This is a genomic window from Streptomyces sp. NPDC102462 (assembly GCF_044765425.1).
Classification (GTDB): domain Bacteria; phylum Actinomycetota; class Actinomycetes; order Streptomycetales; family Streptomycetaceae; genus Streptomyces.
Genome location: NZ_JBIWKB010000005.1, coordinates 12,996 through 39,481, shown reverse-complemented (window position 1 = coordinate 39,481; position 26,486 = coordinate 12,996). Strand labels below are relative to the sequence as shown.

Sequence of the window (26,486 nt, the reverse complement as noted above, 5' to 3'; positions counted from 1 at the left end):
TCCAGGTGGTGGGGAGGTGGCCAGGTGATCACGGTCGGTTCAGCAGTGGCTCGCCCGCCGGGGACGGGTCGAAGTGCCGTACGGAGCCGTCCGGTTCGGTGAGGGTGATGCGGATGCCGAGATCGGCCGCGGCCAGGGCGGCGGCGATCTCCGTGACGGCGGCGCCGGCATCACCCCGCCGCCGCAGCAGGCGGTACCGCTGGGCGAGGGAGAGGGTGACCTCCTGTGGCGTCAGCCCTTCCGCGAGGGTGGCGTACCCGAGCTGATCACCCGTCAGTTCCACGCCGACCTCCTTCAGTTCGTCGATGGTCAGCGTGCGGCGGGCTCCGGCCCAGCCGTCGGCGGCGAGGCCCGGGACATGGTGCGCCGCGTCGGGTGCGGCGAGCCGGGACTCGACCCAGCGGTGCAGCGCGTCGGCGGGGTCCGGCCCCGAGAGCACCGCGCCCAGTCCCGGTCCGCCGAGGCGCCCCGGCGCCCGGGTGTGCAGCGCGCCCGCCAGTGCGGCAGGCAACCAGTCGTCGTGGCCAGCGGGTTGACTCAACGTCAGCACGGTGGCTTCCGGGCCGCCGGGACGCTCGTCGGGGCTCCTGTCGCGGTGCGGGTCGGCCGCCGTTTCGGGGGCCGGGGGTGGGGTCGCGGTGGTGAGCGGGGTGGATCCGGTCGCCGGGGTCTCGGCGGTGATGACGATCGGCGGCCGGCCGGCCGGCGGTGAGAACTGGGCGAGTTGCCGCGCCTGCCACGCGTCGCCGGGCCTGGTGACGGCCCAGTCGGCTGCGGAGCTTCCGCCCACGGAGAACGGCCCGGTGTTCCCGGCCCGGCCCAGGCCCGCCATGCCCTGCGACGTCCAGACGGGCCGGGCCGTGACCCAGGAGACCTCGTGCCGCAGCGGGAGCGGGGCGCCGGGCTGGGGCACCGCGGCTCCGGCCGGCACACCGGCCAGCACGATGTCGGTGGTCAGCAGGTCACGGCCGACGAGATCGGGATCGCGGGCGATGAGTTCGGCGACCTCCGCGTCCGGCACGGCGAACCGGCCGCCGGGCAGGTTGAGCCAGGTCCGGCCGGAGCCGGCACCGCCCACCGAGACGACGTACGCGGGATCCTTGCCCTGGGCGAGCCACGGCGACGGGTTCTCGCCCGTGCGGCGCAGCCCACCGCCGGGCCCGGTCGTCACGGTGCCGAGAACGGACGCGTCCAGGTGCGCGCCCGTCGGCAGCGGTTGCGCCCAGTTACGGCCGGACGGCCGTCCGGCGGCGTCGCGCATCCCGGTCTGCGCGGCGAAGGCCCCCAGTTCCTCAAGGTGGAACGCGGCCAGCTCGACCAGGTTGTGCGGGTTGCGTCCGGCGGCGATCGCCCGGGTGGCCAGCCAGCCCAGCTCGGCGCGTTTCGCGGGGTCGGGCGCGTTCAGGTGCAGCACCGTGGCGGCGGTGGCGCCCACGTCGGTCACCCCGCTGAGCCATTCGAAGGATCGCACCTGGGCCCAGAACAGGCGTGATGTCTCCCGTTCGCCGACCGTGGCCGACGGGTCCAGGCGCAGCACCCTGGCGGCCGTCGCCGCGGGGTTCTTGAAGGAGCGTGTCTGCTGGGCGATCCCGGCGAGGTGCGGCACCCGGACGAAGTCGGTCAGTGCGGTGCCCTGGGGCGCGGCCGCCGCCCTCGTGAGCAGACCGCGGTAGGCGGCGGCGTCCACCGGGCCCGGGCCGCCGCCGTGGTCGCGCCGGTCGGCGAGGGCCGCCCGCTGGAACAGGTCCATGGTGAACGGCCCCGTCCCGGCCAGCTTGGGATCCCGGAGCCCCATCGCCTCCAGCGCGCCGATGCCCCGGAGCAGATCGTCGTAGGAGGGGTCGCCGTCGATACCGGGGCCGAGGGCCAGCCGCAGCGCCCGCACCAGCCGCAGGGTACGGTCCAGGATCTCCCTCGGCACCGGCCCGGCGCCGGTGTGCAGGCCCGCGGTGCGGGCGCGGTCGGCCAGTTCCGCGTCCAGTGGCTCGGGCCAGAACTCCAGGATCCGGCCGTACCGCCCTTGCGCGTCGGTGTACACCCCCTTCCAGAGGCCCGGGTTCGGGCCGGGCGATTCCTGGTGACCGGTGGCGCGGTCCACGGCCCGTACCCGTTTCCGCGTGCCGTTCGCCACGATCTGGGCGACCGGGAGGTCCGCGAGCGGATCGGCGGTCGGCGGCAGGGACACGGCCACGTTCCCGGCCGTGTTCGCATCCCCGCCGTCGGCGCTTCGCCCGGCCCAGCACGCCTCCAGGTAGATCCAGTCCTGGTCGCGGAGCCGGCGCACGCTCGGCCGTCGCTTCAGCCAGCCCGTGAGGCTCTCGCCGGACGCGCGGTAGGTCCTGCCGTCCTCCTGCGGTACGGAGACGCTGTCCGGCAGGCCGTGCAGGATGAGGTGGTACACCCGCTCACCGGGGCGCGCGCCGGCGTTCAGCGGGAGGTCCGGGGTGCTGGCGAACGAACCGGGGTGCACCTGCCGATAGGACGTGATCTTGTGGAGGTTGCGGTACAGGTGCTCCCGTGTCCCGGCCAGTTCGGCCGGTCTGAAGAGCGCCCGGCCGAGCTGCGGGTGCCCGTCCTCGTCGGCGACGAGGGTGAAGCTGACCATCCGCCGCTCCCACTCGGGGACGTCCGTGCGGTCCTCAGGCACCACCTCGCCGGGGCTGCTGCGGATCCACTCGCCGCGTGGCACGCCCGGTTTCTTCTCCAGGGTGAGCGTGGCGGGCGTTCCGTCGTCCTTCGTGTTCAGGGCGGGCGTACCGCTCGTGGACCACACCTCGCGGCCGAGCCGGTCGGCGAGCGCGCGCGGCAGTTCCAGCTCCCCGGCTCCGCCGCGCGGGACGACCAGCACCACGGGAACGTCCTTGGGGAGTCCCGCCAGCACCGGGTCCATGGCGAGCAGTTCGATGAACACGTCCTGCCCGACCGTGACCTCGGTGCCGTCGCGCAGCGCCACGGTGACCACCTCGGAATTGCCGCCCGCGAGGACGACGAACGGCCGTGGCCGCCCCGGCGCCGGCCGCCACGGTGCCGGCCGGGGATCGGTCTCCTCGGACGTTCCGTCGTCGTGCTCGACGAGCACCGTCGTGGTGTCCAGGTTCAGGTCCAGGCGCTCGCCGGTGCCCGGCGGGTCGATCCAGTTGCGTCCGTACGGTGTGCCGTCGGAGCCGGTGAGCGCGGTCGCCGGGGACTGGCTGCCCCGCAGGGCGAGACCGAACGCGGTCAGCGTCGCAAGGCCGCGGGCGTGTGCCACGGCCGGGTCGAGGGCGATCCGGAACAGGTCCCCGTGGTGCTCGTCGGTGACCGGGGTTCCCGGGTCGAGGAGCAGCACCTCGCGGGCCACGGTGTCCAGGTCGAGCGGCCCTTCGTGCAGCGCGGCGTCCTGCGCGGACCGCCGCAGCCGGTCCAACCGCCCTACGGCGTCGTGCAGTTGCGGATACAGCCGGTTACGGGTGATGCCGCCGCCGAAGATCCGGACGAGTGCCTGGTGGTACAGGGCGTCCGGGGAGGGCGTCGCGGGGGCGGGCGACTCCTCGGGCTCGGGGGTGTCCAGATCCATGTCCGCCGAGCCGAGGGAACCGGCCGGGGAGCCCTGATCGACGGGCGCGGAGGTCAGGGTCCGGGGGCCGGCGGTGGTGCCGTTGGACGTGGTGACCGGTGCCGTGACCGTGGCTGTGGCCGGTGCCATGCCCGTGGACGGTGCCGTGACCGTGGCCGGTGCCGTGGCCGTCGCCGGTTCCGTGGCCGTCGCCGGTGCCGTAGCCGTCGCCGGTGCCGTAGCCGTCGCCGGTTCCGTGGCCGGCAACGTCTGGGGGCGGTGGAGAGACCAGTTCCTGTCGCTGTAGGGCGGCGGCACGGTCAGTTCGAGGGACGTCGCGTTCTTGGTGGCGTCGTGACGCAGTTCCAGCGGGCGCAGAGTCGCGATGACGGCACGGTTGGCGGAGCCCCGGTCCGTGAATACGTCGACGAGTTTCCCGGTGTCCGGTCCGAGACCCACGGGGACGACGCGCACCTCGCTGGCATACGGCATCTGCCCCATCACCCGGTCATGGCGTACCAGTTCGGCGATTTCCGCATAGGGAACGGACCGGGTCGTACCGTCGGGCCATGGCATGGCGACCGTGTCCGGTTCGGCCCCCGGGCTGAGAACCACGAAGTACGGGTTGCCACGGTCAGGTCCCTCGGCCCACGGCGTCGGATGCTCCGACGACGCACGGCCCCCGGTCGGATCCACCACGGTGTACCGCTCGGTCTCCAGCCGACCGGTGACCGCACGCGGTGACCAGTTCCGCCCCACGGCACCACCACCCGTCGACGAGACAAGGCTGCCGTCGTCCAACGCACCATGCTGCTGCAGGTCGAAAGCGGCGAGCGCGACCGGACTGTGGACGTCACGGCCGATCGCCGCCGCCCCGGCAGCCGTCCACAACAACGCGTCCCGATGCGCCGGATCACGGGGGTCCTGCCCCGCCGGCAGGTGCAACACCTGCCGTGTGAGGGCATCCGCATCGGGATGGTTGTCCACCGCCTCGACAGCCTTCACCACGGCCCACATCAACGCCCGGCGATCAGCCGGCGTGAGCTTCTTCCCCGCCGGTATGCCCAACGCCCGGCGGGCCCGCCCCTCCAGACCGCCCGCCGTCCGCAGCACCTCCCGGGCCCGGTCCACGGCCGGCAACGAGACGAACCCCGACAACCCCATCCGACCGTCGGCGTCCAGAGCGGCACGCGCCGCCCGGAGTGTGGCCCGTACATCAGCCGGACGCAGGGACGGGGGCACAGGGCTTCCGGCTTTGGGCGGCTGTCCGGTGTGCGCCCATGTCGCCCGCTCCAGTAGATCAAGCGTGAACACGCCCCCGACCGGCTGTGTATTCTGCCGCCGCATGACCTCCAGCGCGCCCAGCCCGCCCAGCAGTTCCCGGTAGTCGTTCTGGTCGTCCTCCACCGACACCCCGAAGATCCGACGCATCGCCCGCACCAGCCGCAAGGCGGCATCCCGTCGCTCTTCCGCACCGATCGCCGGATCATCAATACCCGCCATCCGCGCGACAGCGTCCAGACCGGCCTTATCCGGCTCCGGCCGCACCTCCCTCCAGTCGGCCAGGGTCCCCAGGGAGGATGTGTACACCCCGGATCTGGATCCCCCGCCGCGGCTCTGCGTCAAGTGCTTCCGGTTCGGGGCGAAGACGGTGCGCTGGTTCTCGTTGGCGATGTCCTGGGCGACGGACGTGATCCCGAGGGGATCACTGACGAAGGGGGCGGGACCGTCATCGCCGGGCCGTTCCGCGGTCGCGAGGCTGCCACCCCAGCACGAGACGAGCACGATCGGAACGTCCGGGGCGAGTCTGCGCAGGCTGGGCCGACGGCGGACGTAACGGCCGGTCGAAGAGCCCGGCATGGTTCTGGGCCGGGTGTCGGCACCGACCACTTGGGTTCGCCCGGGGTTTCCGTGCACCCACAGGAAGTAAGGCTTGCGCCCCTTCCACGGCACCGGACGCGGGCCGCCGACCGGCTCGTTGGTGGTGGGGTCGATGGCGTACCACTCAGTCGACGTCATCGCAGCGGAGATGTGCGGTTCACGCGCCCAGTGGTCACGGGTGCCCATCAGCATCCGGCCGGACGAACGGCCGTCGAGGGGCAAGGTGACGCTCTTGATCTCGTCGGCGTGGACGGTGGTTCCGTCCGTCAGGGGCAGCTCCGCCGACACGTCCGACCGGTCGTCCTGGGCCCAGTCGTCCGGTTCGCTCGCGATCCATGTGCCCAACGGGTGCAGGATCGCACGTTCGTCTTCCACGTCGATACGGCGGCGGGAGGTCTGCGGATCCTCGCTGAGCCTCACGCGACCGCTGTGGGCCCAGACCGTCCGCCGGGTACGGAACGAGGCCAGACGGGGCAGGTCCAGGCCCATGTCAGCGGCCCTCGGCGAGACCAGCACCACCGGAACGTCGAGATCCTGGCCCGCCAGGACCGGATCCATGGTGAGGAGTTCGGCGAACACCTCCCGGGAGGTCCGCCACCGTCTGCCGTCGGGCAGCGCCAGCCTGACCGTCTCGTGGTCGCCATGGGTGGCGACCACGTACGGGGCTCGGGCGCCGGCCCTCGCCCAAGGTCCGGGGACGGGAACGCTGTTGCTCCCGATCAACGGCACCTCGTGATACGTGGCAGTGTCGACCTCCTTACCGGCTTGGGACGTCCAGTTGCGGCCCCGAGATGTGCCGTTCTCGGTGAGCAGGGCGTCGTCCGCGAACAAGCCCTGCCTGCTCAGGTGGAAGGCGGCCAGGACTGTCGCGCTGGAGTCCCGCCCGGCGGTCATCGCGTCCGTCACCAGGTCGTACAGGTCACGCAGCTTGTCCGGCCCGGCGCCGCGGCCGGCGGCCGTGCCGGCGGGGAAGCTCAGCGCAAGGTCCGCGACCTCTTCGAGACTCAGTGACGACGGTTTGAGGTCGAAGAAATCGAGCTGCGGGTAGAGCTGCTGCAGTCTGTCGAGCACAGGGGACAGCGGCGACCGCTCGACGTCGATGACCACCCGGCGCCGCTCGACCGGCCCGTCCACCGCATCGGTCATACCGCTCACCGGGACCGTACGCCCCCCGCTGCGCACGGCGATCGGGAAGTCGTCGACCCCGACCGCCCTGCCCCGGCGCGCCCGCACCGCCTCCGATGCCGGACGCGACGCGGCCAGTTCACGGCGGATCGCGGCACGCAGCGCATCGGCCACGGCCTGCGCCCGGCGTCTGCCGGTGTGCTCCGCCTGCCGTACGGCGCTGGAACCGATGGTGAACCGGGGGCCGTTGCCGTAGCCGGTGACGGTGATCCCGGGGACGCTCAGCCCGGCGCTCAGTTCGCGCAGCCCCTGGGACACGATCTCCTTGGCCAGTTCACCGATCTGCCGGAGCGCGTCCTCGTCGAGGCTCTTGTCGCCCTCGGCGAAGTTGACGTGTGGCCGGGGCCGTGCCTGCACCGGCACGGCGGCGGCCACCGAGAGCGCGGCGGCGGGGTGCGGGGAGCGCGTCTCGCTGGACGTCCGCACGTCGGCGGCCGGTGTGGAACTCGTCAGGACAGAAGGCGCGACATCAGAGGCAGGCGCGGGCGCACCGACGGGCGAGGCGGCCGACGTGAGCACGGACGCGGATGCGGGAGCGGACGACGCGGGCACGTGCTCCGGAGTTGGAGAAGGCGAACCGGACACAGGTGCCGGGGCGGGAACGGGCGGCTTGGGCGTGGGTGGCGGAGCCGGGACAGACGACTTGGGCACGGGTGCCGGGGCCGGAACAGACGACTCGGACACAGACGCCGGGACCGGAGTGGGCGACGCGGGCACGTGCTCCGGAGCTGGAGCAGGCGACTCGGACACAGGTGCCGGGGCCGGAGCGGGGGGCTCGGACACGGGCTCCGGGACGGGAGCGGGCGACGTGGGCACGGGCGACGCGGGCGCCGGGGGCGGCGTCGGGACAGCCCGTGGGATGTCGGCCGTGTCGGCCCGTTTCGGGGGGCGCAGGCCCAGGTCGCCGCTGAGCCGGTCGGCGAGCGCCCTCGCCTCGCTCCGCGACCCGCCCGCCACCAGCAGGTCCGCCACCTGCCGTACGGCATCCCGGATCCGGTCCCCGGCAAGCCGGGGGTCGGCGAGGGCGGACTCCCGTTCCGCCCGGGTGATCAGGCCGAGGGCCCGGTACCAGTTCCGCCGGATGTCCCCCCGGTCGGCATCCGGGTCGGCGTCGAGCGCGGCGTCCGCGAACCGGGCGTACGTCTCGTTCCACAGCCGCAGGGTCACGTGCGCGGCGACGGCGCGGATCGGCCGCGGCCAGTGACCGGTGCCGGTCATCAGCTCGCGTACCCGGTCCACGGGGTCGTCGGCGTCGTAGATGCCCTCGGGGTCGGGGATGCCGAGTCCGGAGCGATCGGCCGGAAGGTCGCCGTCCGTCAACTGCCGGGCGATCCACCGGCGGTGGGCCTCGTCGAGGTCGACGACCGGGACGTCGAGCGCGGCCGGGTCCAGGCCCAGGCCCCTGTCCACCGGTGGCTCGGTCGTCGGCACCGTCGTCTCCGTCGGCACCGTCGTCCCGCGCGTCGTCGTCCCCGTCGTCAGCGTCGTCGCAGGGGTCGACTCCGTCTCCGTCACCACCCGCCTCGGCGGGGGCGGAGGCGTCGGCGCGGGAGGTGCCGGGGGTGCCGGGGGTGCGGGAGGTGGTGAAGTGGTCGTGGTCGTGTGGTCGGTGGCGGCCGTCGCGGGGCCGATGGGGCGCGGCAGGGCCGACAGGTAGGAGTCGCCCCTGCGGTACACGGTCGCCTCGCCGAGCGGTCCGGTCGCGCGCGGCCCCGCGCCGGAGTACCGCCACGCGGAGCCGTCCTCCTGGACCACCGTCAGGTTCACGCCCAGCGTGCGCGCGGTCAGGGACGCGGCCAGGTCGGCCGTGGCGTCGTCCCAGCGGCGGGCCCGCTGCACATGGAGCCGGACCAGGCTGCGCCGCTGGAAGGGGGTGAGCCCGTCGCGTACGGCGTCGGTCAGCCGTCCCCCGTTGGCCTGGACACCGGCGCGCAGGGCGGCGTCGCGTGCGAAGCCGCGGCCGATCCTGATGTCCAACTCCCGCAGGTGGAACACCGCGTCCGGGTCGAGGGCCGGGTCGTCGGGCATGTACCGGCTCCGGGCCACCCGGGCGGCCAGCTCGGCGAGCGGCGTGGGCCGGCCGCCGAGGGCGTGGGCGACGGCGGCGAAGAAGCCGTTGCCGTCCACCTCCGGCCGGTGCAGGTCGTAGACGCGGGCGCGGCCGTCGGGTTCGGTGGCGGTCAGGGTGCGGTGGTCGGAGGCGGCGTCGAAGCGTACGCCGGGCCCCGCCGGGTCCGGCTGCCAGGGCGGCCGTGCGTAGGCAGGGCGGCCCGACCGGTCGGCACCGCGGTCCTCGGTCCCGCCCTTCGTGCCGTCGTCCTTCTTGGGCTCGCTCTTCTTGGACTCGTCCTTCTTGGGCTCGTCCTTCTTGGGTTCCGGGGGCTTGCTCTCGGCGGCGGCCGGCGGCGGGGTGAAGGTGACCGCGTCCGGTTCGGGAGTGGTGCCGAGGTGCCGTCGGCCCTCCTCGGTGCTGTGGAGCTGGTGGTAGCGGGTCAGCCGGTCGGCGTCCTCGCGTACCTGGGCGTATGTGTCGGCCAGTGCCTCCGCGGTGGTGCGGGCCCGCTGCAACAGGTCCGTGAACGTGTCCAGTTGGTCCCGTGCCTCGTCCCGGGTGCGCCGGGCGGCGGCCACCTCGTCCGCCGCCGCCCGCCGCAGGTCCGCCAGCCGTCGCCCGGCCCGTTCCAGCTGCTCGTCCTGGAGTCCGGCCCAGCCGTCGTGCGCGGGTTCCGCGGACTCGGTCTCGTCCTGGACGCGCCGCAGTGCCTCGCGGGCAGCGACGATCCGCGGCAGCGTCTCCGGGTCGCGGGCGGTGAGCGCGGCCAGGTTCCGCTCCGCCTGCTCCAGCGCCGCCTCCAGCCGCGCCCCCTCGCCGCGGCGCAGGTCCCAGTACTTCTTGTCGGCGGCCGTCCACGCCTTGTCCGCCTTGGTGACCGCGTCCCACGCCTTGGCCACCTTCGGCGGGAAGCGGGTGTCGTCGATGAGGCCGAGGTCGCGGGCGATGTCCTCGCGCACCCAGGCCAGCACGGCGGTGTCGGTCTGCACCGCCTGCGGCGCGCGGGTGGTGTCGCCGAACGGGCTCCGCAGCAGCCGTACCGCCCCGCTGTCCTTCACGTGGTGGCGGACGGCGGCCACGCTCAGCCAGGTGGTGGGGACGGCGAACAGGAACGAACGCGTCGTGTTCGGCTTGACGTTCACCGAGGCCAGCCGGTCCCCACTGGCGGTGAAGGCGTCGGAGTCGGTGGAGGAGTCACCGGGTCCTGAGGCGCCCATCTGGTTGGAGCCGGTGTTCTGCGTGGAGGTGACGGGGCCGCCGCCCAGCGAGGACTCGGTGGTGCCGACGCGGGTGGCGGACATGCCGCCGGCGTGCGTGTCCCGTTTGGGCGCCTCGTGCTTCATCCCGTCGGTGACGGCGAGCAGTTGGGCCCCGCCGAAGTCGGGTTTGGAGTACAGCGTCAGGTCGCCGTCCGCGCCGCCGAAGAAGCCACGGTCGGTCAGGCCCGGCACCTGGTATCCCTGCGGGGTCAGGGTGCGGTCGTAGAAGGCGGTCAGCGCCCCGTTGCCGGTGCCGTCCTCCAGGTTCTGCGCGGAGCCGGTGCCGGCCCGGGTCAGCGGGGTGTCCAGCGCCTTGGCGAACAGCCGCTCACCCGGCAGGCCGGTGCGCGGCACCTGGAGGGACGGGTCGTAAGCGGCCGCCAGCGCCAGGGTGTTGGCGTCGTGCAACTGGTCCAGGCCGATGATGCGGCGGACCTTGAAACCGTCCTCGGGCAGGGTGAACGGTTTCGTGCTGCCGTCGCCCGGATGCGGTACGTCGTGCCAGCCGCCCGGGCCCATGGCGCGCGGCAGGTCCACCTTGTGGGGGGCGCCGGGCGGGGCGAGGGCCGGCGAGGCGAGCGGGTCGGGCCCCGGGGCACCGTCTTCGGCCCGGGCGAGCGGATCGGGGCGCATCAGGCTGAGGGGGTAGTGCTCGACGAGGTCTCCCACGTCACCCTCGGAGACGACGGACAGCCGGCGCCGGCCCGTGACCTTGCGCGCCCACCGCCCGGCCCGCTTTGTGAAGCCCCCGGTGGTGGCCGCGGGGCCGGCGTCGGGGGTGCCGTGCGCGTCCCCGGTGTCCGTGACCTCCAGGCTCAGCCGAAGCCGGTAGCGGGTGACGTACTCGCCGTGCGCCTGGGTGGTCGTCGCCGTGGCGATGCGGACGCCGCCCTCGGAACGGTTCTGTCCCACGTTCTGCTGGGTGGAGCCGACCTCGGAGTAGGTGGGACCCGCCGCCCGCACCGTGTCGTTGCCGGTGTGCACGCCCTCGGTGACGACGGTGCCGACGCTGGCGCCCGAGGCCCGGTCACGGCCCTCCTGCACGGTCTCCACCGCCTGCCGGTGCTCCTCCAGCTCCACGCTGTGACCGAGGCCCGCGAACCCCGGCCCTTCACCGTCGGCGTCGGCCCCGGTGCGCGGCACCCGGACCGGAATCAGTTCCGCGCGGGCCCTGGCCTGCCGCCCGCCGACCCAGAACTGCACGCTCCTGGAGCCCCAGCGGCCGATACCGGCGGTCACCGAGGAACCCGCACCGACCATCTCCTTGCCGAGCGCCCGCACCACCCGGTCCGACATCAGCCGCAGGACGGCGTCCCGGTCCGCCTTGGACCAGCCGAGCGGGCGCAGCTTCCGGTCGAAGTCGAGCAGCACGGACGCCGCGTTGAGGGAGTTCACCGGGAAACCCCCGAAGGGGTTGTCCAGCAGCCACGGCTGCGGTGACCAGGAGCGGCCGGTGTAGAGCGGCACGCCGCCGTGGCGGTCGCCGCTCCAGCGGTCGGTGAGCAGGCCGAGCCGGTAGGCGGACTTCTCCGGGATGTGCCCGGTCCAGCCGTCGTCGACCCGCACCCGCCGCCCGGCGGCCCCGGCCAGCCGGCGCGGTACCCAGCGCCGGCCGAGCGCCTTCTGGCCGACCGTGGAGGAGGCGGCCGCGATCTCGTGCTGGACGTCACCGCTCACCAGGACCTGGCGGTTGAAGTCCTTGCGGTTGATCTCGGCGACGGCGGACCGCGACACGGTGAGCACCCGGGAGCGGTCGAGCCGGTACGGGCTGACGGCGACACCGTAGGTGCCGGTCACTCCGGGCCCGGTGTGGTGGGAGTGCAGATAGCCGAGCTGGCCGCCGAAGAACAGGGTGCTGACCCGGGCGTTGCGGCCGGCGACCGGGGTGATGCCGCCGATCGTGATCTCGGCGTCCACCGGGACGGGACCGGTCAGCGCGGTGAGGGTGTCGGGCACGATCGTCGTGCGGTGCGCGAGGACCGAGGAGCGGTTCAGGTACGGCGCCTTGTCCCACAGCCCGGACACCCGCCAGGCGAGCGGGCCGGAGGTCTGATCGAAGTTGGCGGTGAGGTACTGGCTCTGGAAGGCCCGCAGCGCGGAGTCGTGCGAGGGGGCGCCCTCCTGCGACAGCAGCCACGAGGCGTCGGACGCCTCCTCCAGCGTCTCCTGGGCGGCCTGGGCGAGCCCGGGGTGCGAGGTGACGGCCAGGGTGAGGAAGGGGTGCCTCTGGTGCTTCGGGGGGCGGCGCCGCGCGGCCTGCTCGAACAGGGCGGGGGTGGCCAGGGCCAGGTCCCGGGCGAGGCGGGTCGGCATGCGCAGCGGCGTGCCGTGCAGGGGGTGCGGGTCACGGGGCGTGGTACGGGCCGTGGGGACGTGCTCGGCGGGGATGCTCAGCAGCACCCGTCCGACCACCGGCGGGCGACCGTGCGGGGCCGGCCCGAACAGATTGCTCTCCCGCTCGGAGAAGACGAACGGCTGGGTGCCCAGCAGGTTCAGGAAGAGGATGCCGCGCAGCAGGCTGCGGAACCGCCAGAAGCCGCCACGCCGTGCGGTGACGGTGAGTTGGTAGCTGTAGAGTTGGGAGCCCTTGGTGCCGATGGACATGGCCTCGTGCGTGACGCTCGGGCCGTGGGAGCTGTCGGAGTCGTGCCGGGTGCCGTACCGTCCGCCGAGCGAGGCCGTGCCCGCGTGCAGTGGGACGCCGATGTTGTCCGTGCCGGAGTCGCGCACGGACAGCAGGCCCTCAGCGCCGACGTGCAGGCCGCGCCCGCCGCTCTGCTGCCCGCCCAGGTTCTCGCTGCCGGGCGCGCTGAACCGCAGCCGCAGGTCCTTCTGCGCTCCCTCGTACCGCCGGCCGGTCAGTCTGGCGTCGATCCACACGTACCGCAGGCCCCGGGTGATCCGGCCGGAGTCGACCAGCGCGACGCGCAGCCCGCTGGTCATCATGGTCTCCAGGTTGCCCGCCATGCCGTGGTGCGTGAGCGTGTTCAGGACCTCCAGGGTGTTGGAGAGCACGATCTGGAAGTGGTCGCTGTCGCGCCAGCGCGGGTTGTCCGGGTTGAGTTCGGCCAGCGGCGCGACCAGGTCCGGGTAGGCCCGGGCGACCTGGTCGAGCACATGCTCGGCGAGGTGTTCGGGGAAGGTGCGCTCCCGGCCGCCGGTAGTGCGGGTGAAGGCGCCGTCGGCGAAGGTGAACTCCTCCGGGCGTGCCATGCCCAGGGTCGTCGGGTCGTCCTCGGCGAGGTACGGCGGCACGGCGGGCTCGGCACCGTGCGGCGGGCCCCCGTCGAGGCCGGCCAGCCGCCGGGCCTCCGTACGGGTCAGCCGTTCCACCGCCCAGGTCTGGAAGGTCTGGCTGCGCGGCGGCAGGCTCCATGTCCCCGGCGGGTTCTTGCGCAGCTTGCCGCGCCGCGCTCCCCCGTCGCCCCGCTGGTCGGGCAGCGGGGCCTTGGTGTCGGGCGGCGCGGTGACGGTGATCGTCTTCTGGACGATGTAGAGCCCGGTCGGGTCGCCCTTGGCCTGTCCCGCGGCCTTGACGGCGCCGGTGCCGCCGGTCGTCGAGGTACGGCTGCGGGAACTGCCGTAACGGGCGTTGATCCCGAACAGCAGACGCAGGTCGAACGCGCCCCGTTCCAGGCCGAAGAACTGGAAGGAAGGCCCGACGGAGCCGCCGATCTCGGAGTTCTTCGACCGGCCCACCACCCGTTCGTTGCGGATCGTGGACTGGGTGATGTCCCGCAGTTCGGCGGCCTTGGTCTCGCTGATGCGGACCGCGTCGCCGGAGCGGACCTCCACCGAGAACACGCCGAGCGGTGACTGGCCCGCCGAGTCACGGAACAACGGCGGTGTGGTGGTACGGCCGGCGTTCAGCACCCGGCTCATCCGGTGGAAGCCGTCGGTGGAGAAGAAGTCGCTCAGCTGCGCTCCGGCGACGCTGTCCGACTTCACGCCGGCCTGTTGCAGCGTCCAGTCGCGGATGTGCGCCACGGGGCCGTACGCCTCGGTGTTGACCAGGCGGTAGGAGGGCCTGCCGCCGAGGTCCATCCGGTCGGGCAGCGACTCCGGGAGCGGCTTGTCATGGGTGAGGCTGTCGGCGAGCCGTGCTGCCACCCCGTCCCGGACGGCGAAACCGAAGCCGACCGCCCGGGTGCTGCCGTCCCGGACGGCCTTGCCTGCCTCGTCGACGGGGCGGCCCAGGCGGTCGGTGACCCGGACGTCGTACCAGACGTCCCCCAGGTGGGGGTGGGATCCGTCGGTGGTACGGGTCTCGATCTGGTTGAGCGTCTGGTTCTGCATCGCGTACTGCGCCCGTTTGCCCCAGGACTTGCGGAAGTGGACCCGGCCCCAGACGTGGAACTGCTCCTTGGCGGGCCCGAGCGGCACCAGCGGCACCAGTGAGGTGGACGTGCTGTTGACGGCGGTCCGGCCGGTCGTGGTGGTGGTCCGCTGCATGGTGTCGACCTTGACCGGATTGGCGTAGCCGAACGTGAACCGGCTCCAGTTCCCGTACGGGCGGGCGGTCACCGTGACCACGCGGGTACGGCCGCCGGTGGTGCGGTACGTGAACCGCTGCCCGTCGCCGAAGAAGCCGCGCGGATTCCGGGCCAGCCGCAGCTGTACGTCCTCCAGCAGGGGCCGCCCGGCGGTCCCCCACCGCTTCTTGGGCGAGGCGGCGGCCACCCGGCCCGGGAGCCGGCCGACGACCTCCGCCGCGACCTGGTCGGTGCCGCGCAGCACGGGATCGCTCTGGCCGAACGTGTAGGAACGGCGCACGACCTCGGGGGAGAGCCCGGGGTGCAGGGCGGCGATGCCGCCCATGTAGGCGGGCAGCCGGGACCCGTCGGTGAACCGCACCGGACCGCCGCCGTCCACGGGGGCGGGCGGCAGGTCGCGGTCGATGCGCGGCGGGCGCCGCCGGTCGATGTCCTGGCCGACCCAGGTGGGCGGCCGGACACCGCGGGGCGGCGGGGCCGCCGGGGGCGGCGCGGGCGGCGGGACCGTCAGGGGCGCTTCCTCGGGGACGGTGCTCAGCGGGGTGGCGAACGAGTGCGTACGCGGGGGCACGGCGGACCGGAAACGGCCGGCTGGGGGCGCGCCGCTCTCGACGGGCTCGACGCCCCGCGCCCCGCGAGCAGAAGACCGCGCCTTCGGACCGACGGGCTTGGGGGTGAACGGGTCGGTGGGCGGCGGGGCGGTAGTTGGCGGGGCACCGACGGGCGGGGCTGTAGCGGGCGGGGCGGTGGTCGGCGGGATGCCGGTGGGCGGGTCCATGACGGGCGGGGTGTCGTCGGAGGACGTGTCCGCGACCGGCGGCGTGTCGGAGGACGTGAGGACCGGAACCGGCGGGGTGTCGGAAGACGTGTCCGCGGCCGGCGGCGTTTCTGACGACGTGACGACCGGTACCGGTGGGGCGTCCGAAGACGTGTCCGCCGCCGGGGGCGGTTCGGAGGACGTGGTGACCAGGGGCGGAGCCGACTCCATGAGGGGACTGGGGTGGGTGGGCGTCCGCTCGCCGCCGCGGTTCCGAACCGGCAGGCCCAGCCCGGTCCGGAGACGGTCGGCGAGATCGGTGGCCGCCCGTGGGTCCCCGCCCGTCATCAGCAGGTCGGCGACCTGTCGTACGGCGTCCCGGTACGGTGCCCCGGCGTACCGGAAGTCGGCGAGCACGGGGTGCGCCTGCACCGGCAGCACCAGCGCCGTCGCCGTGTTCCACGCACGGGACGGGTCCACGGCCGGGCCCCCGTTCGTCTCCCCCGCCATGGAGTTCACGAAGTCCGTGTGCGCCTCCCCCCACAGCCGCCGTGTCACGTTCGCGGCGATGACGTCGAGCGACTGCGGCCAGGGACCAGGACCCAGCAGCAACAGCCGAGCCTGCTCGACTGTGGACAACTCGATGCCCTGCAAGGGGATTTGATCGACACCGAGCTGTTCCTGCACCAGCATCGCGGGCGGGACCGTGATCCCGGCCGCCCGCAGCGAGTCGAGAGAGACCGTGCCGTCGACCTCGAGATCCGGCGTGCCGGTGGGCAGATCCTGGGCGGAGACCTGTTGGGCGAGCCACGCACGCTCCACGTCGTCGCGGGGCACGACCGGACCGCTGTCGGGCCGGGAGTCCGGCACCGGGCCGTACGGATCTACGCCCAGGTCCCGCAGGTGGCCCTCGATCCGGACCACGTCGTCCCAGGCGCGCCCGGCGTCGGCCATGGCCTCGTGCAGGGCGGTGGCGTCGGTGGCCGCGCCGGTCCCCGTACCGTTGCGGAGTTCGGCCATGGAGTGCACGGCATCCGTGAACGCCCGTACCGCCTGGGCGTGTTGGTCCAGGACGAGGGCGATGTCCGCGTCGAACGGCGTGTCGACGTGTTCGCCGCCCATGAAGTCGTCGTGCCCGTCGCCCTCCGGCAGACGGGACCCGCCCCTCGTGTCGTCGTCCGGGGCGGCGCCGGACGGGTACGGCACGCGCTGCCCGGACACGTCCGTCAAGTGGCCTGCGCCGGCGGACGTGGTCACCGGTGACGGGGACCGAACGGACGGGGAAACCGGGGGCGCCGCGCTGGGCGGCCCGGTGCTCGACTCCGGTTCCGGTGTCTCGACCTGGTCCTGGTTCTGGTCGGTCTGTGTGTCGACGCGCTGCGTGCGGGTCTCGGAGCCCCCGCCAAAGCTCCTCTCCCCGCCCTCACTGTCACCACTTCCCCTGTCGACGTCGCCGTGCTGGGTGCGGTGACCGTTGCCGGTGCCGGGGTCGGCGGGCAGGCCCTGGGAGGACCCCGTGGCGGACACCGGAATGCGCGGGGCGTCGCTGCCGGCGGTCGGCGGGCGGTTGCCGGGCGCCTGCGTCGTGGTGTCGGCCGAGTTCCCGTCGGCCGTGGACTGCCGGCGCGGCTGGTCCAGCCCCTGCGGCTGGTACTCCCCCTGCCCCCGCCCCTCCCCCTGCCCTTGGCTCTGGCCGGAACGGACGGGGGCGTCCGGGACCGTGGAGGACGAAGTGACCGGTCTGCCGCTGGTGGCGTCGCCACGGGGCGCCTGCGTGGGGGCGCCCGCGTCGGAAGCACCACCGTCCCTGGTGTGCGAGTCGTCCGAACTCCCGTTGAGGCTCCCGAGGTTCGCGTCGTATCCGCCCGTCTCCGTGGTGAACTTCCCCGCGTTGCTCTCGAAGCGCCCTGCTCCTCCGGTGAAGTTCCCCGCACCGCTCGCGAAGCTCCCCACGCCCCCGGTGAAGCTCCCCGCACCGCTCGGAAAACTCCCCACGCCCTCGGTGAAGTTCGCGGGGCCGCCCTCGAAGAACCCCTCGCTCCCGCCGTCGAAGCCCCCGGTGTCGCGGCCGGTGCCGAAGTTCGTCGGGCTGCTCGTCAGGTCGAGCGACGACGGGCCGCCATTCGTCGCTCCGGTGCCGTCGGCCCCCCGGTCGCCCCCGCCGCCGCCCTCCCCGCGGCTGCCGGACGTATCACCATGGCCGGACCTGCCACCCGTACCGCCGGAGCGCCTGTCGCCCCAGTCCCGCGTGTTCGTGTCCCTGAAGCCGTCCGGCGAGGGGGCCTTGAACGTCAGGTCGTGCAGCGAGCCGAAGACTTTCCCGATGCCCGCCTCGACCCGTCCGCTGAGCCCGGCCCCGACGAAGGTCATCCAGCTCGCGCCGAAGTCCCCGTAGAACGCGCCCATGGTGATGGCCTCGGCCAGCCACTCGGCCCCGCCGTCGGCGACGAACTGCAAGGGCTGGTCCTTGAGGTCGAACTCATGCCCGTCGTCGTGGTGGCCCTTGCCGTAGCCGCCACCGCCCTTGGGGCCACCCACGCCGTCCGGGCCGCCGCGGTTCCCGTCGGGGAAGTGGTTGCCGTTCGGTACGTCGTTGCCGCCGCCCCGGTGCTTGCCGGGACCGTTGATGTCGTCGGGGCCGAAGTTCCTGCCCCATTTGTTCGGCGGGTCCTTCAGGGTGTTGTCGAAGACCTTGTCGATGAAGCCGGTGATGTCCTTCGCGATGTTGCTGAAGATCGACGCGAACGCGCCGGCCAACCCGCCGACGAACGCGCTGATCCCGACGTCCTTCCAGTCGATCCCGTCGGGCCGCTGGCCGTCCGGGCCCCACTTCATCAGGGCCAGCCGGACCACCAGGGTCTGGAACGCCTCCTCGATGGCCTCCGTGATGCTCGGGAGGAAATGCAGACGTGTGCTCAGCTCAAGCAGGATCACCAGCATCCGCGCCTTGGCGACCAGCTTGCGCACGGCGATCGCGCTGAGCGAGGTACCGCCGGTGAAGTACGACAGCGCCGTGAGCACGGCGATCTCCACGGCCAGCCTGATGAGTTCGGCGATGAGCTGCCACTTGGCCTCGCGGACGTCCATGGCGGTCTTCCGCAGCCCGCCCGCCACCTCGGTCATGCCGTCGGTGAGCTTGTCGAGGTACGGCAGGACCTCGTTCATGGAGTCGATGAAGCTCGCCCCGACGTCACCGGGCAGCGCGTCGCCGACGTACTTGACGGCGTCGCGTATCTTCCCCTTCAGGATCTCGACGTTGCCCTTGGTGGCCAGGTAGTCGAGGTTGCGTATGTTGGCCTCGTCCTCGTCCGTCCTGGGAAACTGCTCTCCCGTGAGGATGAAGATCATGGTCTCTTGCCATGCGTTGGGTTTGAGCGTCATGCGCTAGCCTCTTCGGCCGCCGTTCCCGCCGCCGTACTCACCCGACTGCTCGCCGATCGCGTCGAGGATCCCGTCCTGGGTGCCCTTCGTGGTCTCCAGGTTCATCAACGTCGCCTCACCGGTCCGTTCGAGAGCCTCGCCGAGGGACTGGAGGGTGCCGATGGTGGAGTCCCGGTTCTCCAGGAAGTTGCTACGGATCTTGTGCCCGTTCTCGTCGTCGCCGGTCCAACTGGTGTCGGCCATGGCGCTCTTGAACTCGGCCAGGATGCTCCAGGCGTACGAGCCCAGCTCCGTGATGAGGGCGCTGCCCTGGTGGACGCGCTCGGGATCCACGTCGAAGGAATCCTCGTCACCCACGTCTGCCTCCTGGCTCTCGATCGGAATCCGGCGATGACGCCGCTCACCGGCGGCGCCGCGCCCCGTCTGCCGGGCCGACCGCGTCGTCGTCCTCGTCGATCTCGTCGCGCAGCCGGTCGTTCGCCGTCCGCATCCGCGGCCCCTCGGGCAGCACATCGGCCGCGGGCCCGACGAGCCGGTCCCAGTCGATCTCCATGCCGGGCAGTTCGGGCAGGGTCCCGCTGGGCCGGGTGAGCGGTTCGAAGAGATCCCGTACCGCGCGGGCGAAGTGCGAGCGCGCCTCCTGCACCGTGTCCAGCACGGCGTCGGCCAACTGCGAGGCGGACATGGAACGGTACTTGCCGTCCAGGAACTTCAGCCCGGTCAGCTCGCCCTGGGTGCCCACCGTCACCTCCACCGAGCCGTCCTTGGACACCACGGTGGACGAGAAGGCGCCCATCCGCCGCTCGGCCTCCGCCACGGCGGCCTGTACGGACTCCAGCTCCGCGTTCGCCTGCGCGAGCCGCTTCTCCAGCCGCTCGATGTGGTCGCTCATCGCCGGCCCCACCCTCCTGTCATCGTCCGATCACCGCAGGTGTCGTGCCCTCGTCGGTGCCCCACACGTCCTCGTCCTCGGCCACCCAGGCCACCCGCTCGCGGTCGCCGCTCTGGGTGGCCCGGCCGCGCTGCGCGGGCGGTGGCACCGCGGGCACGAACGGCGCGCCGGAACGCTTGGTGATCACGTCCTCCTCCACCTCCTCGTCGGGCGTCGCCGCCGCCCGGCGGCCGACGGCGGCCTGCGAGGACGCCGAACCGCGCCGCATCGCCGTCCTGCTGACCCGCGGCCCGGGACTGGACCGCTCGCGCTCCGTCGGGGACTCGCCGCCGCCGCGCATGCCGCCCATCGGCGGCATCATCGGGCTTCCGCCCCCGCTCCCGGAGCCGCCCGCGCCGAGCGCGCCGGAGCCCGCGCCGCCGTGGTCGCCCTGCGTGAACGGGTTGCCGGAGCCGGTCCCTTCGTAGCCGGTGGTCGATCCGGAGTGCGCCGCGGCGGCCGCGTCGTCGTACGCGTAGCCGTCGGATCCCCCGTCGCTCCCGAACCCGTACGAGCGGCCGCCGCCCGACCCGAGGCCCGACGAATCCCCCGGGGTTCCGGGGATCGAGGGGTACGTGGCGTGCGAGCCGGACGACGCATGCGGCGTGTTGATGTCGGCGTTCCCGGAACCGCCGCCCGGGTAGCGGGTGTCGACGTGGGACCCGGGGCCGGAACCGCTGCTGGAGTGGTGCGGGTTGCCGACGGTGGTCGACCCGTCCGGCCTGGTGTGCGTGGTCGAACCGTCCGGTGGCGTCACGGTGGTCCTGCCGTCCGGGGACGTCACCGTCGTACCGCCGTCGGGGGACGTCACCGTCGTACCGCCGTCCGGCCCGGTCACGCTGACGCTGCCGTCCGGATACGTCGTGGTGATCCTGCCGCCCGGATCCGTCACCTGCACGCTCCCGTCCGGCAGCGTCACCCTGGTGCTGCCGTCCGGCGAGGTCACCGTCCTGCTGCTGTCCGGCGACGTCACGGTCTTGCTGCCGTCGGGGGCGGTCACACTGCTGCTGCCGTCGGGATGGGTCGTGGTGACCCTGCCGCCCGGATCCGTCACCTGCACGCTCCCGTCCGGGAACGTCACCCGGGTGCTGCCGTCCGGCGAGGTCACCGTCCTGCTGCCGTCGGGAGCCGTGACGGTGGTGCTGCCGTCCGGCGACGTCACCATGGTGCTGCCGTCCGGGCCCGTCACCGTGACCGTGCCGTCCGAGGACGTCGTCGTACGGCCGCTCGGGCCGTCCACGCTCGTGGAACCGTCCGGGTCCGTGCTGATCCCACCGCTCGGACCCGAGACGGTCGTGTGTCCGTCCGGGGAGGTGGTGATCTCGCCGCTGGGGCCGGAAATGGTCGTCCGGCCGCCCGGGAGGCCGGAGTTCTCGCCGTTCGGGCCCGTCGTCCGTACGGAGCCGTCGGGGGCGGTGACGGTCACCGAGCCGTCCGGGGCGGTGACGGTGACGGTGCCGTCGGGGCCGGTCTCGGTGACCGTTCCGTCCGGGCCGGTGGTCACCTCGGTGCCGTCGGAGTAGGTGGTCGTCTCGCTGCCGTCGGGGTTCTGGACGGTGACGCCGCCGGTGCGCCGGCGGGAGTCGTCCAAGGAGCGGTCCGCCGGCGGCGCGGAGGTGACGAAGCCGCTGGTGGGCCCGAGCGGCACACCGGACTGGTGGTTGCCGCTCTGGAGTTGGTCGTTGGCGTCGCCGATGACGGACCGCGCCTGGTTGTTGGCCTCGTCGACGGCCTTGTCGGCCTGCTCGTTCGCCGCGTCGATCGCCGACTTGGCGTCGGAGTTCGCCTTGTCGGCCGCGTTGTCGGCCTGGTCGTGCGCGTTCTGCACGGCCTTGTCGGCCTCGGAGTTGGCCTTGTCGATGGCCGACTTGGCGTCGGCATTCGACTTCTCGGCCTGGTTGTTGGCCTCCTCGATGGCCGACTTCGCCTGGTTGTTGGCGTCCTCGGCTGCCTTCTCCGCCTGGTCGCCGGCCTTCTTGATCGCCGCCTCGGCCTCGGCCCTGGCCTTCTCCGCCGCCGCGTTCGCCTTGTCGATCGCGTCCTGCGCTGCCTTGTTCGCCTTGTCGATCGCGTCCTGGGCCGCCTTGTTCGCCTTGTCGATGGCGTCCTGGGCGTCGTTCTTGCCGCCACTGCCGGAGCCTCCGCCCGATCCGCTGAAGAAGTCGGTGACCTCGGGCTCCAGCACCTCGTCGATGACGCGCCGGGCCGCGATGAAGGCGTTGTTGACGCTCGACAGCACCTTGTCGGCCGTGGGAGCCAGGTGCTCCTCGACGCCCTTGCTCCAGGACTCGACCGCCTTGGTGCCGAGACCGGCCCAGGTGGAGACGTCGTTGAGCTTGCCGAGCCCGGGGATGACCTGCTCGGCCTCGGGCCTCAGGACGTAGAAGTGCGTCGTCGTCTTCGTGTCGTGCCAACTGCCGGCGCCGGTGGAGTTGCCCGAGTAGTACGTCGACTTCGTACCGCTCTTCGTCCCTTTCACGGCGAACCTGGCGTTGTGGTTGTAGGCCCAGGTCTGGGCCGACTCCAGCATCGAGTAGAGGATGCCGTAGGGGCTGCCGAGGCCCGGCAGGTACTCCACGGGGTCCTCGCCGGTGCTCAGCGCGGTCCAGTCGGAGTTGGTTCCGGTCTCCCAGTCGGTCCACGCCTGGTACAGGTCACGGATCCCGGCGAACACGGCGTTGCCCGCGCCCAGGATCGCGTCGCCCTGCTTGCTGGACGAGGCGTAGTAGTCCCACATCGACTCGTGCTCGGCGGAGAAGCCCTTGGGATGCATCTGGTCGGCGAACCCGCCGTAGTTCTTGTGCAGTCCCTCGATGAGATCGGCGAACACCTCGGCCGCCTTGCCCTTCCAGGCCGCGGTGTCCTCGCCCAGGGACTCCTTCCACTGCTTGAGCGTCTCGGCGTGGTCCATGAAGAACTTGGCCACCCGGTCGTACGCCTGGGCCGTCCTGGTGAAGGACTCGAAGTCCATGGCCCGGGACACGTCCACCGTCACGCCGTTGGACTCGAAGTCGATGTTGTTGTGGCTCGTGATGCCCCGGTAGCCGAGTTGGTACAGCGCGCTCCCCGCGCCCTCGACGTACTGGCCCATGGCGTGTTTCATCCCGACCAGTGAGCTGCCGCTGTCGTACTCGCTCCAGCTGAACGGGCTCAGGTAGTTGAGCTTGACGTCCGCACCGTTCGGACCGACGAAGTCGATGACGACCTTGCGCAGCCTCGGGTAGATCTTCTTCTTCAGCTCGTCCTCGGAGTAGTCGTCGACATCCACCTTGTCCGGGTCCTCCTCGCCCGGCAGGAAGAAGTGGATCACGAAGTCGTGCCCGTCGATGTCCGGTCCCGAGTAGAGCTGGTACGCGCTCTCCGTCATCTCCATGAACTCCCGGTCCTCGATGGCGACCGAGATCAACGGCGCGTTGCCGTTCGGCTCAAGGGCCGTCACGTCCTTGAACATGTCGTGACGGGAGGGCATCTTGTAGCCGGTGAACGACTCGACGGCTCTGGCCCAGTGATCGGATTCGTCGGCCATGGGGGGACTCCCGGAGATGGAACCGGTGGGTGGGGGTCAGGGGGTCAGAGGGAGGGAACGGAGGGCAGGGAGCGCGTCACTTGTCGCCGCCCTTGCCTCCCTTGTCGCCCTTGTCGCCCTTGCTTCCCTTGTCGCCGCCGGACGAGTCCCCGTGCTCACCGCTGCCCGACTCGCCCGAGAAACCGGAGTCGTACAGGACCTCGGAGAACTTGTCCGCCTCGATGTCGCCGAGGTTGTCGCCCTGCGCCTTGAACAGCTTGTCGACGGTCGTACGCAGGGCCTCGTCGATCTCGTCGAACGTGTCCTGCTGTCCCAGCAGCACGGTGACGACCGTGTCGATGTTGGTGGCCAGCGCGTCGACGAAGCCGGCGCCGGACGTGAGATCGTCCGCGTCGATCGTCCCCATCATGATCGGCTTGCCCGCGGAGACCCCGCCCACGGTGTCCTTGGTGGTGACGCCGTCCGCCAGGTCCCGCATGGACGGATCGCCCTCAAGGATCTGCTTGAGGTCCCCGATGAACGTCGCGAGATCCCCGTCGATGAACGACTGGATGGACGTCTTGTCCAGGTGACTCAGGTCCGCCATGGCTGTTTCCCCTCCTACGGATGTCCCCGGTACCGCGGCGACGGCAGGCCGTGCGTGCGGTGCACGCCGTGTGTCCCGTCGTGGTACCGCCTCCGGCCGACGGTGCCCTGCTGCTGCCGGAGGCGGTGGCTCTCACGACACGGCTCAGCGGCCGATGGACACCTCGGACCAGAGCTGGCTCAGCCTCTGCTCCGTGTACCGGTAGTTGTCCGAGACGTCGGTCAGCAGGTTCGCGTGCGAGTTCAGCAGCTGCTGCATGGTGATGACAGCGTTGTCCCAGGCCGCCTGCTTCTGCTCGTAGACCTTCGCGTCATCACCCCACCAGGTCTGCTTGAGCTCGTTCAGCTCCATCTCCAGGTTGCTCAGGGTGCCTTCGATGGCCCGGGTCTGCTGGACCATGTCGTCGGCGGCGTTGGAGACGGGGTTGTACTCGACGTGGATGTAGCCGTCGGTCAGGTCGGACATCGGTGATCCTCATCTCGTGGGGGTGCCAGTGGGGCGGGGCCGGCGGTGACCGCCGGCGGGCATCAGCCGGCGGGGCTGATGGCCCCCGAACCGGACAGGGCGTCGAAGGCGGCCTCGCTCGCGCTGAACGCCTGGTCGATGGCCTCGTTGCCGGAGCCCTGGGTCAGGCCGTGCTGCACCAGGCTCGTGTTGAGCTTGTCGATCATGTCTTCGAGGTTGTTCAGGATGATGACCACCTGGTCGTCCCACAGGTCGAGCAGCCTGCCGTAGGCGCCGCCGTCCGAACCCTGGTAGGAACTGGACAGGTTGTTCTTGGTGCTCTCCACGTCCTGGAGGATGCGCTGGACGCCGCTGTACGCCTGCTCCAGCGCCTGGATCCCGCTACGGGTGGACGACTCCGATGACTGCTGACCGCCGGCCTCGCTCATGTTGCCCCTTCCCTGCTCCACGGCGTCGCCTCCGGCCCACGGCTGGTCGAACCGTCGCGCCGGCCCGACCACGGTGCGGTGCACGCAGGCAGGTTCAGGTACCGACGCAAAGGACCGGAGGAGCTTCCTGACTCTTTTCCCGACCGCTTTGATTCGCTGCCAGCCTAAAGAGCGGCAAATTCATGGTGCAACAGTTCTTGGCCCTTGACGCACAAGCATCAATACCAACTCCGCCCCCATTCACCTTCCCGTCACCTTCAGGTATCCGACGGGACATTTGAAGCGCCGAATACGCTCTTTTGAGCGGGAGTTGCTGGTATCGCGTACACAGGAGCCGGCGTCACCGTGTCTGTTCGGTCCGCCGGGATTTCTCGGGCGATTCCGACTTCCCACCCTGGGCCGGCGATTCCCCCGGTCGCGGTCGGGAGGCTGTGCAGCCCGCGCCGTCCGGTGCGCTGCGCGCGTTCGCTGCGACGACCGCGACCGCCGCGTCCGCCGCCGCGAGGTCCGGCCCGGTCGGCAGCATCGACAGCAGCAGTGAGGGCACGGTCCGCACCTGGTCGTCGCTGTAGCCGAGGGCGGACCCGTCGCCGTCCGTCGGCACCCGGTACTTCACCCCGGTGTCCGTGACCAGGTACCGGCTGCCCCCGGCGTCGCCACCGGCGGCGCTGCTCGCCCGGACCAGTGCGCCACCGCCGGGTTCGACCACGACCCCGTCAACGCCCGGGCACGCGGCGGCCGTTGGGGTGGCGGGCCGCTGGGCGAGCGGGGTCAGCGCGCTCTGGGACACCACCGCGACGCCCACCCGCACCCCGGTTCCGGCCGCGGTGCCGGGCGTCACGGCCGCACAGACCCCCTGGTCCTCCCCGACCGTCGCGAGGACGGGCGGCGACTTCGGCAGTGCCTCGGCGGCGCCGCCGGTCGAGCCGGCGCCCACGTCGCCGGCCGTCAAGTGGCCCTTGAGAGCGCCCGCTTCCAGCTGCCGCGCGCTCGCGGGGCCGCCACCGTACGCCTCCTCGGCGGTGTCCGGATCGCCGAGCTGCAACGCCGCCTGGGTGTTCGTCAGCGGCACCAGGCCCTCGCCGCGCAGCAGGTAGTACTGGGTCCGTGCGGATCCCGGCACGCTGGTGCGGAAGACCTGCCCGATCCGGGTGTCGAGCCCGCCCAGCGACGGTCCTGCCTTGCCGCGGCCCGGCACATCGAGCGGGGCCAGGTCGGGACCGGCCGGCAGGGCGTCGATGAACGCGGCGGACACCTCGCGGGGTTCGGCGGATCCGTAGCCGAGGCCCTCCAGGGCACTGCTGCCGGTGTCGATCCGCAGTCGCCTGCCCTGCCACACCAGATGACGGTTCCCGGACGGGTCGGCCACCAGCAGCGCGCTGCCGGAGGGCAGCGGACGTTCGGCGGCGGTGGAGGCCACGGAGAGCACGGTCGCATGGGTGCCCGCGCCGCCTTCGGGCGCCGAACACACCAGCCAGGGGCGGGAGTCGGCGAGCGCGCCGGCGTCCGGCAGTACGTCCGGTGCGCCGCTGATGCCGACGGCGGCGCCGCGCGGGGTGTGCCGCAGCGACTCGGTGCCGACCGCCGTGGTGGACATCCCGCCGCCGCGCGCACCGGCGAGCAGCATCGCGGACGCGTAGTTCAGCACGGGGCGCAGCTCGCCGTCCTGGTAGAAGTAGCGGGCGCCGGTGTCCTTGTCCACGATCAGGGTCCCCGACACCCGCCAGGAGTCGGTGGTGGAAGGGGATATCAGGCCGTAGACGAAGGCGCCGGCCGACACCAGCAGCGCGACGACGATGCCGATCGCCAGGCCCCGGTTGGTGCGGCCGACGGGGCTCTCCGGCGCGTCCAGATCGGTGCGCAGCAGCCCCGAGGTCAGCCGCCCCATGACGAACATGTGCGCCTGGACCTGGTCGCGTCTGTTCTGCACGTCTTGCTCCCTGGAGGGGTCGGGATCAGGAGGTGGGCGGCTCGGAGTTCACCGAAGGTTCAGGAGCCGGGCGTTC

The 26,486-nt window shown here is 72.3% G+C and carries 8 protein-coding genes; all 8 read right to left on the bottom strand.

From position 1 onward, the window contains the following. Window positions 1-28: 28 nt before the first annotated feature. The 8 genes from ACIRFL_RS06225 to eccB all read right to left on the bottom strand — a co-directional run bounded on the left by ACIRFL_RS06225 (window position 29) and on the right by eccB (window position 26,410). A complete protein-coding gene (locus tag ACIRFL_RS06225) occupies window positions 29-18,544 on the bottom strand; it encodes a lonely Cys domain-containing protein (RefSeq protein ID WP_404024470.1) in 18,516 nt (6,171 codons plus the stop codon). 3 nt (window positions 18,545-18,547) lie between these two features. Then, window positions 18,548-18,901, bottom strand: a complete 354-nt coding sequence (locus tag ACIRFL_RS06220) for a hypothetical protein (RefSeq protein ID WP_404024468.1) — start codon at window positions 18,899-18,901, stop codon at window positions 18,548-18,550. A gap of 43 nt (window positions 18,902-18,944) precedes the next feature. After that, complete coding sequence (locus ACIRFL_RS06215; RefSeq protein ID WP_404024466.1) at window positions 18,945-19,436, bottom strand: YbaB/EbfC family nucleoid-associated protein; 492 nt, start codon at window positions 19,434-19,436, stop codon at window positions 18,945-18,947. 19 nt (window positions 19,437-19,455) lie between these two features. Next, window positions 19,456-23,001: an AAWKG family protein gene (locus ACIRFL_RS06210; RefSeq protein WP_404024464.1), complete on the bottom strand. Its 3,546-nt coding sequence runs from the start codon at window positions 22,999-23,001 to the stop codon at window positions 19,456-19,458. Window positions 23,002-23,077: 76 nt separating this feature from the next. Further along, window positions 23,078-23,587, bottom strand: a complete 510-nt coding sequence (locus ACIRFL_RS06205) for a type VII secretion system-associated protein (protein ID WP_404024462.1) — start codon at window positions 23,585-23,587, stop codon at window positions 23,078-23,080. A gap of 144 nt (window positions 23,588-23,731) precedes the next feature. After that, on the bottom strand, window positions 23,732-24,052 hold the full coding sequence (locus tag ACIRFL_RS06200; RefSeq protein ID WP_404024461.1) for a WXG100 family type VII secretion target: 321 nt from the start codon (window positions 24,050-24,052) through the stop codon (window positions 23,732-23,734). Between the two features lie 62 nt (window positions 24,053-24,114). Next, window positions 24,115-24,564 (bottom strand): hypothetical protein, encoded by a 450-nt coding sequence (locus tag ACIRFL_RS06195; protein ID WP_404024459.1) that lies wholly within the window; start codon window positions 24,562-24,564, stop codon window positions 24,115-24,117. 256 nt (window positions 24,565-24,820) lie between these two features. Continuing rightward, window positions 24,821-26,410 carry a type VII secretion protein EccB gene (eccB, locus tag ACIRFL_RS06190; protein ID WP_404024457.1) on the bottom strand — a complete coding sequence of 530 codons (1,590 nt, stop codon included), beginning with the start codon at window positions 26,408-26,410 and terminating at the stop codon, window positions 24,821-24,823. Between the last annotated feature and the right edge of the window lie 76 nt (window positions 26,411-26,486).

Bases quoted from the DNA above. Each gene is read 5' to 3' on its own strand.
- ACIRFL_RS06225 (WP_404024470.1), bottom strand. From the start codon at position 18,544: ATGACGCTCAAACCCAACGCATGGCAAGAGACCATGATCTTCATCCTC.
- ACIRFL_RS06215 (WP_404024466.1), bottom strand. From the start codon at position 19,436: ATGAGCGACCACATCGAGCGGCTGGAGAAGCGGCTCGCGCAGGCGAAC.
- ACIRFL_RS06210 (WP_404024464.1), bottom strand. From the start codon at position 23,001: ATGGCCGACGAATCCGATCACTGGGCCAGAGCCGTCGAGTCGTTCACC.
- ACIRFL_RS06205 (WP_404024462.1), bottom strand. From the start codon at position 23,587: ATGGCGGACCTGAGTCACCTGGACAAGACGTCCATCCAGTCGTTCATC.
- ACIRFL_RS06200 (WP_404024461.1), bottom strand. From the start codon at position 24,052: ATGTCCGACCTGACCGACGGCTACATCCACGTCGAGTACAACCCCGTC.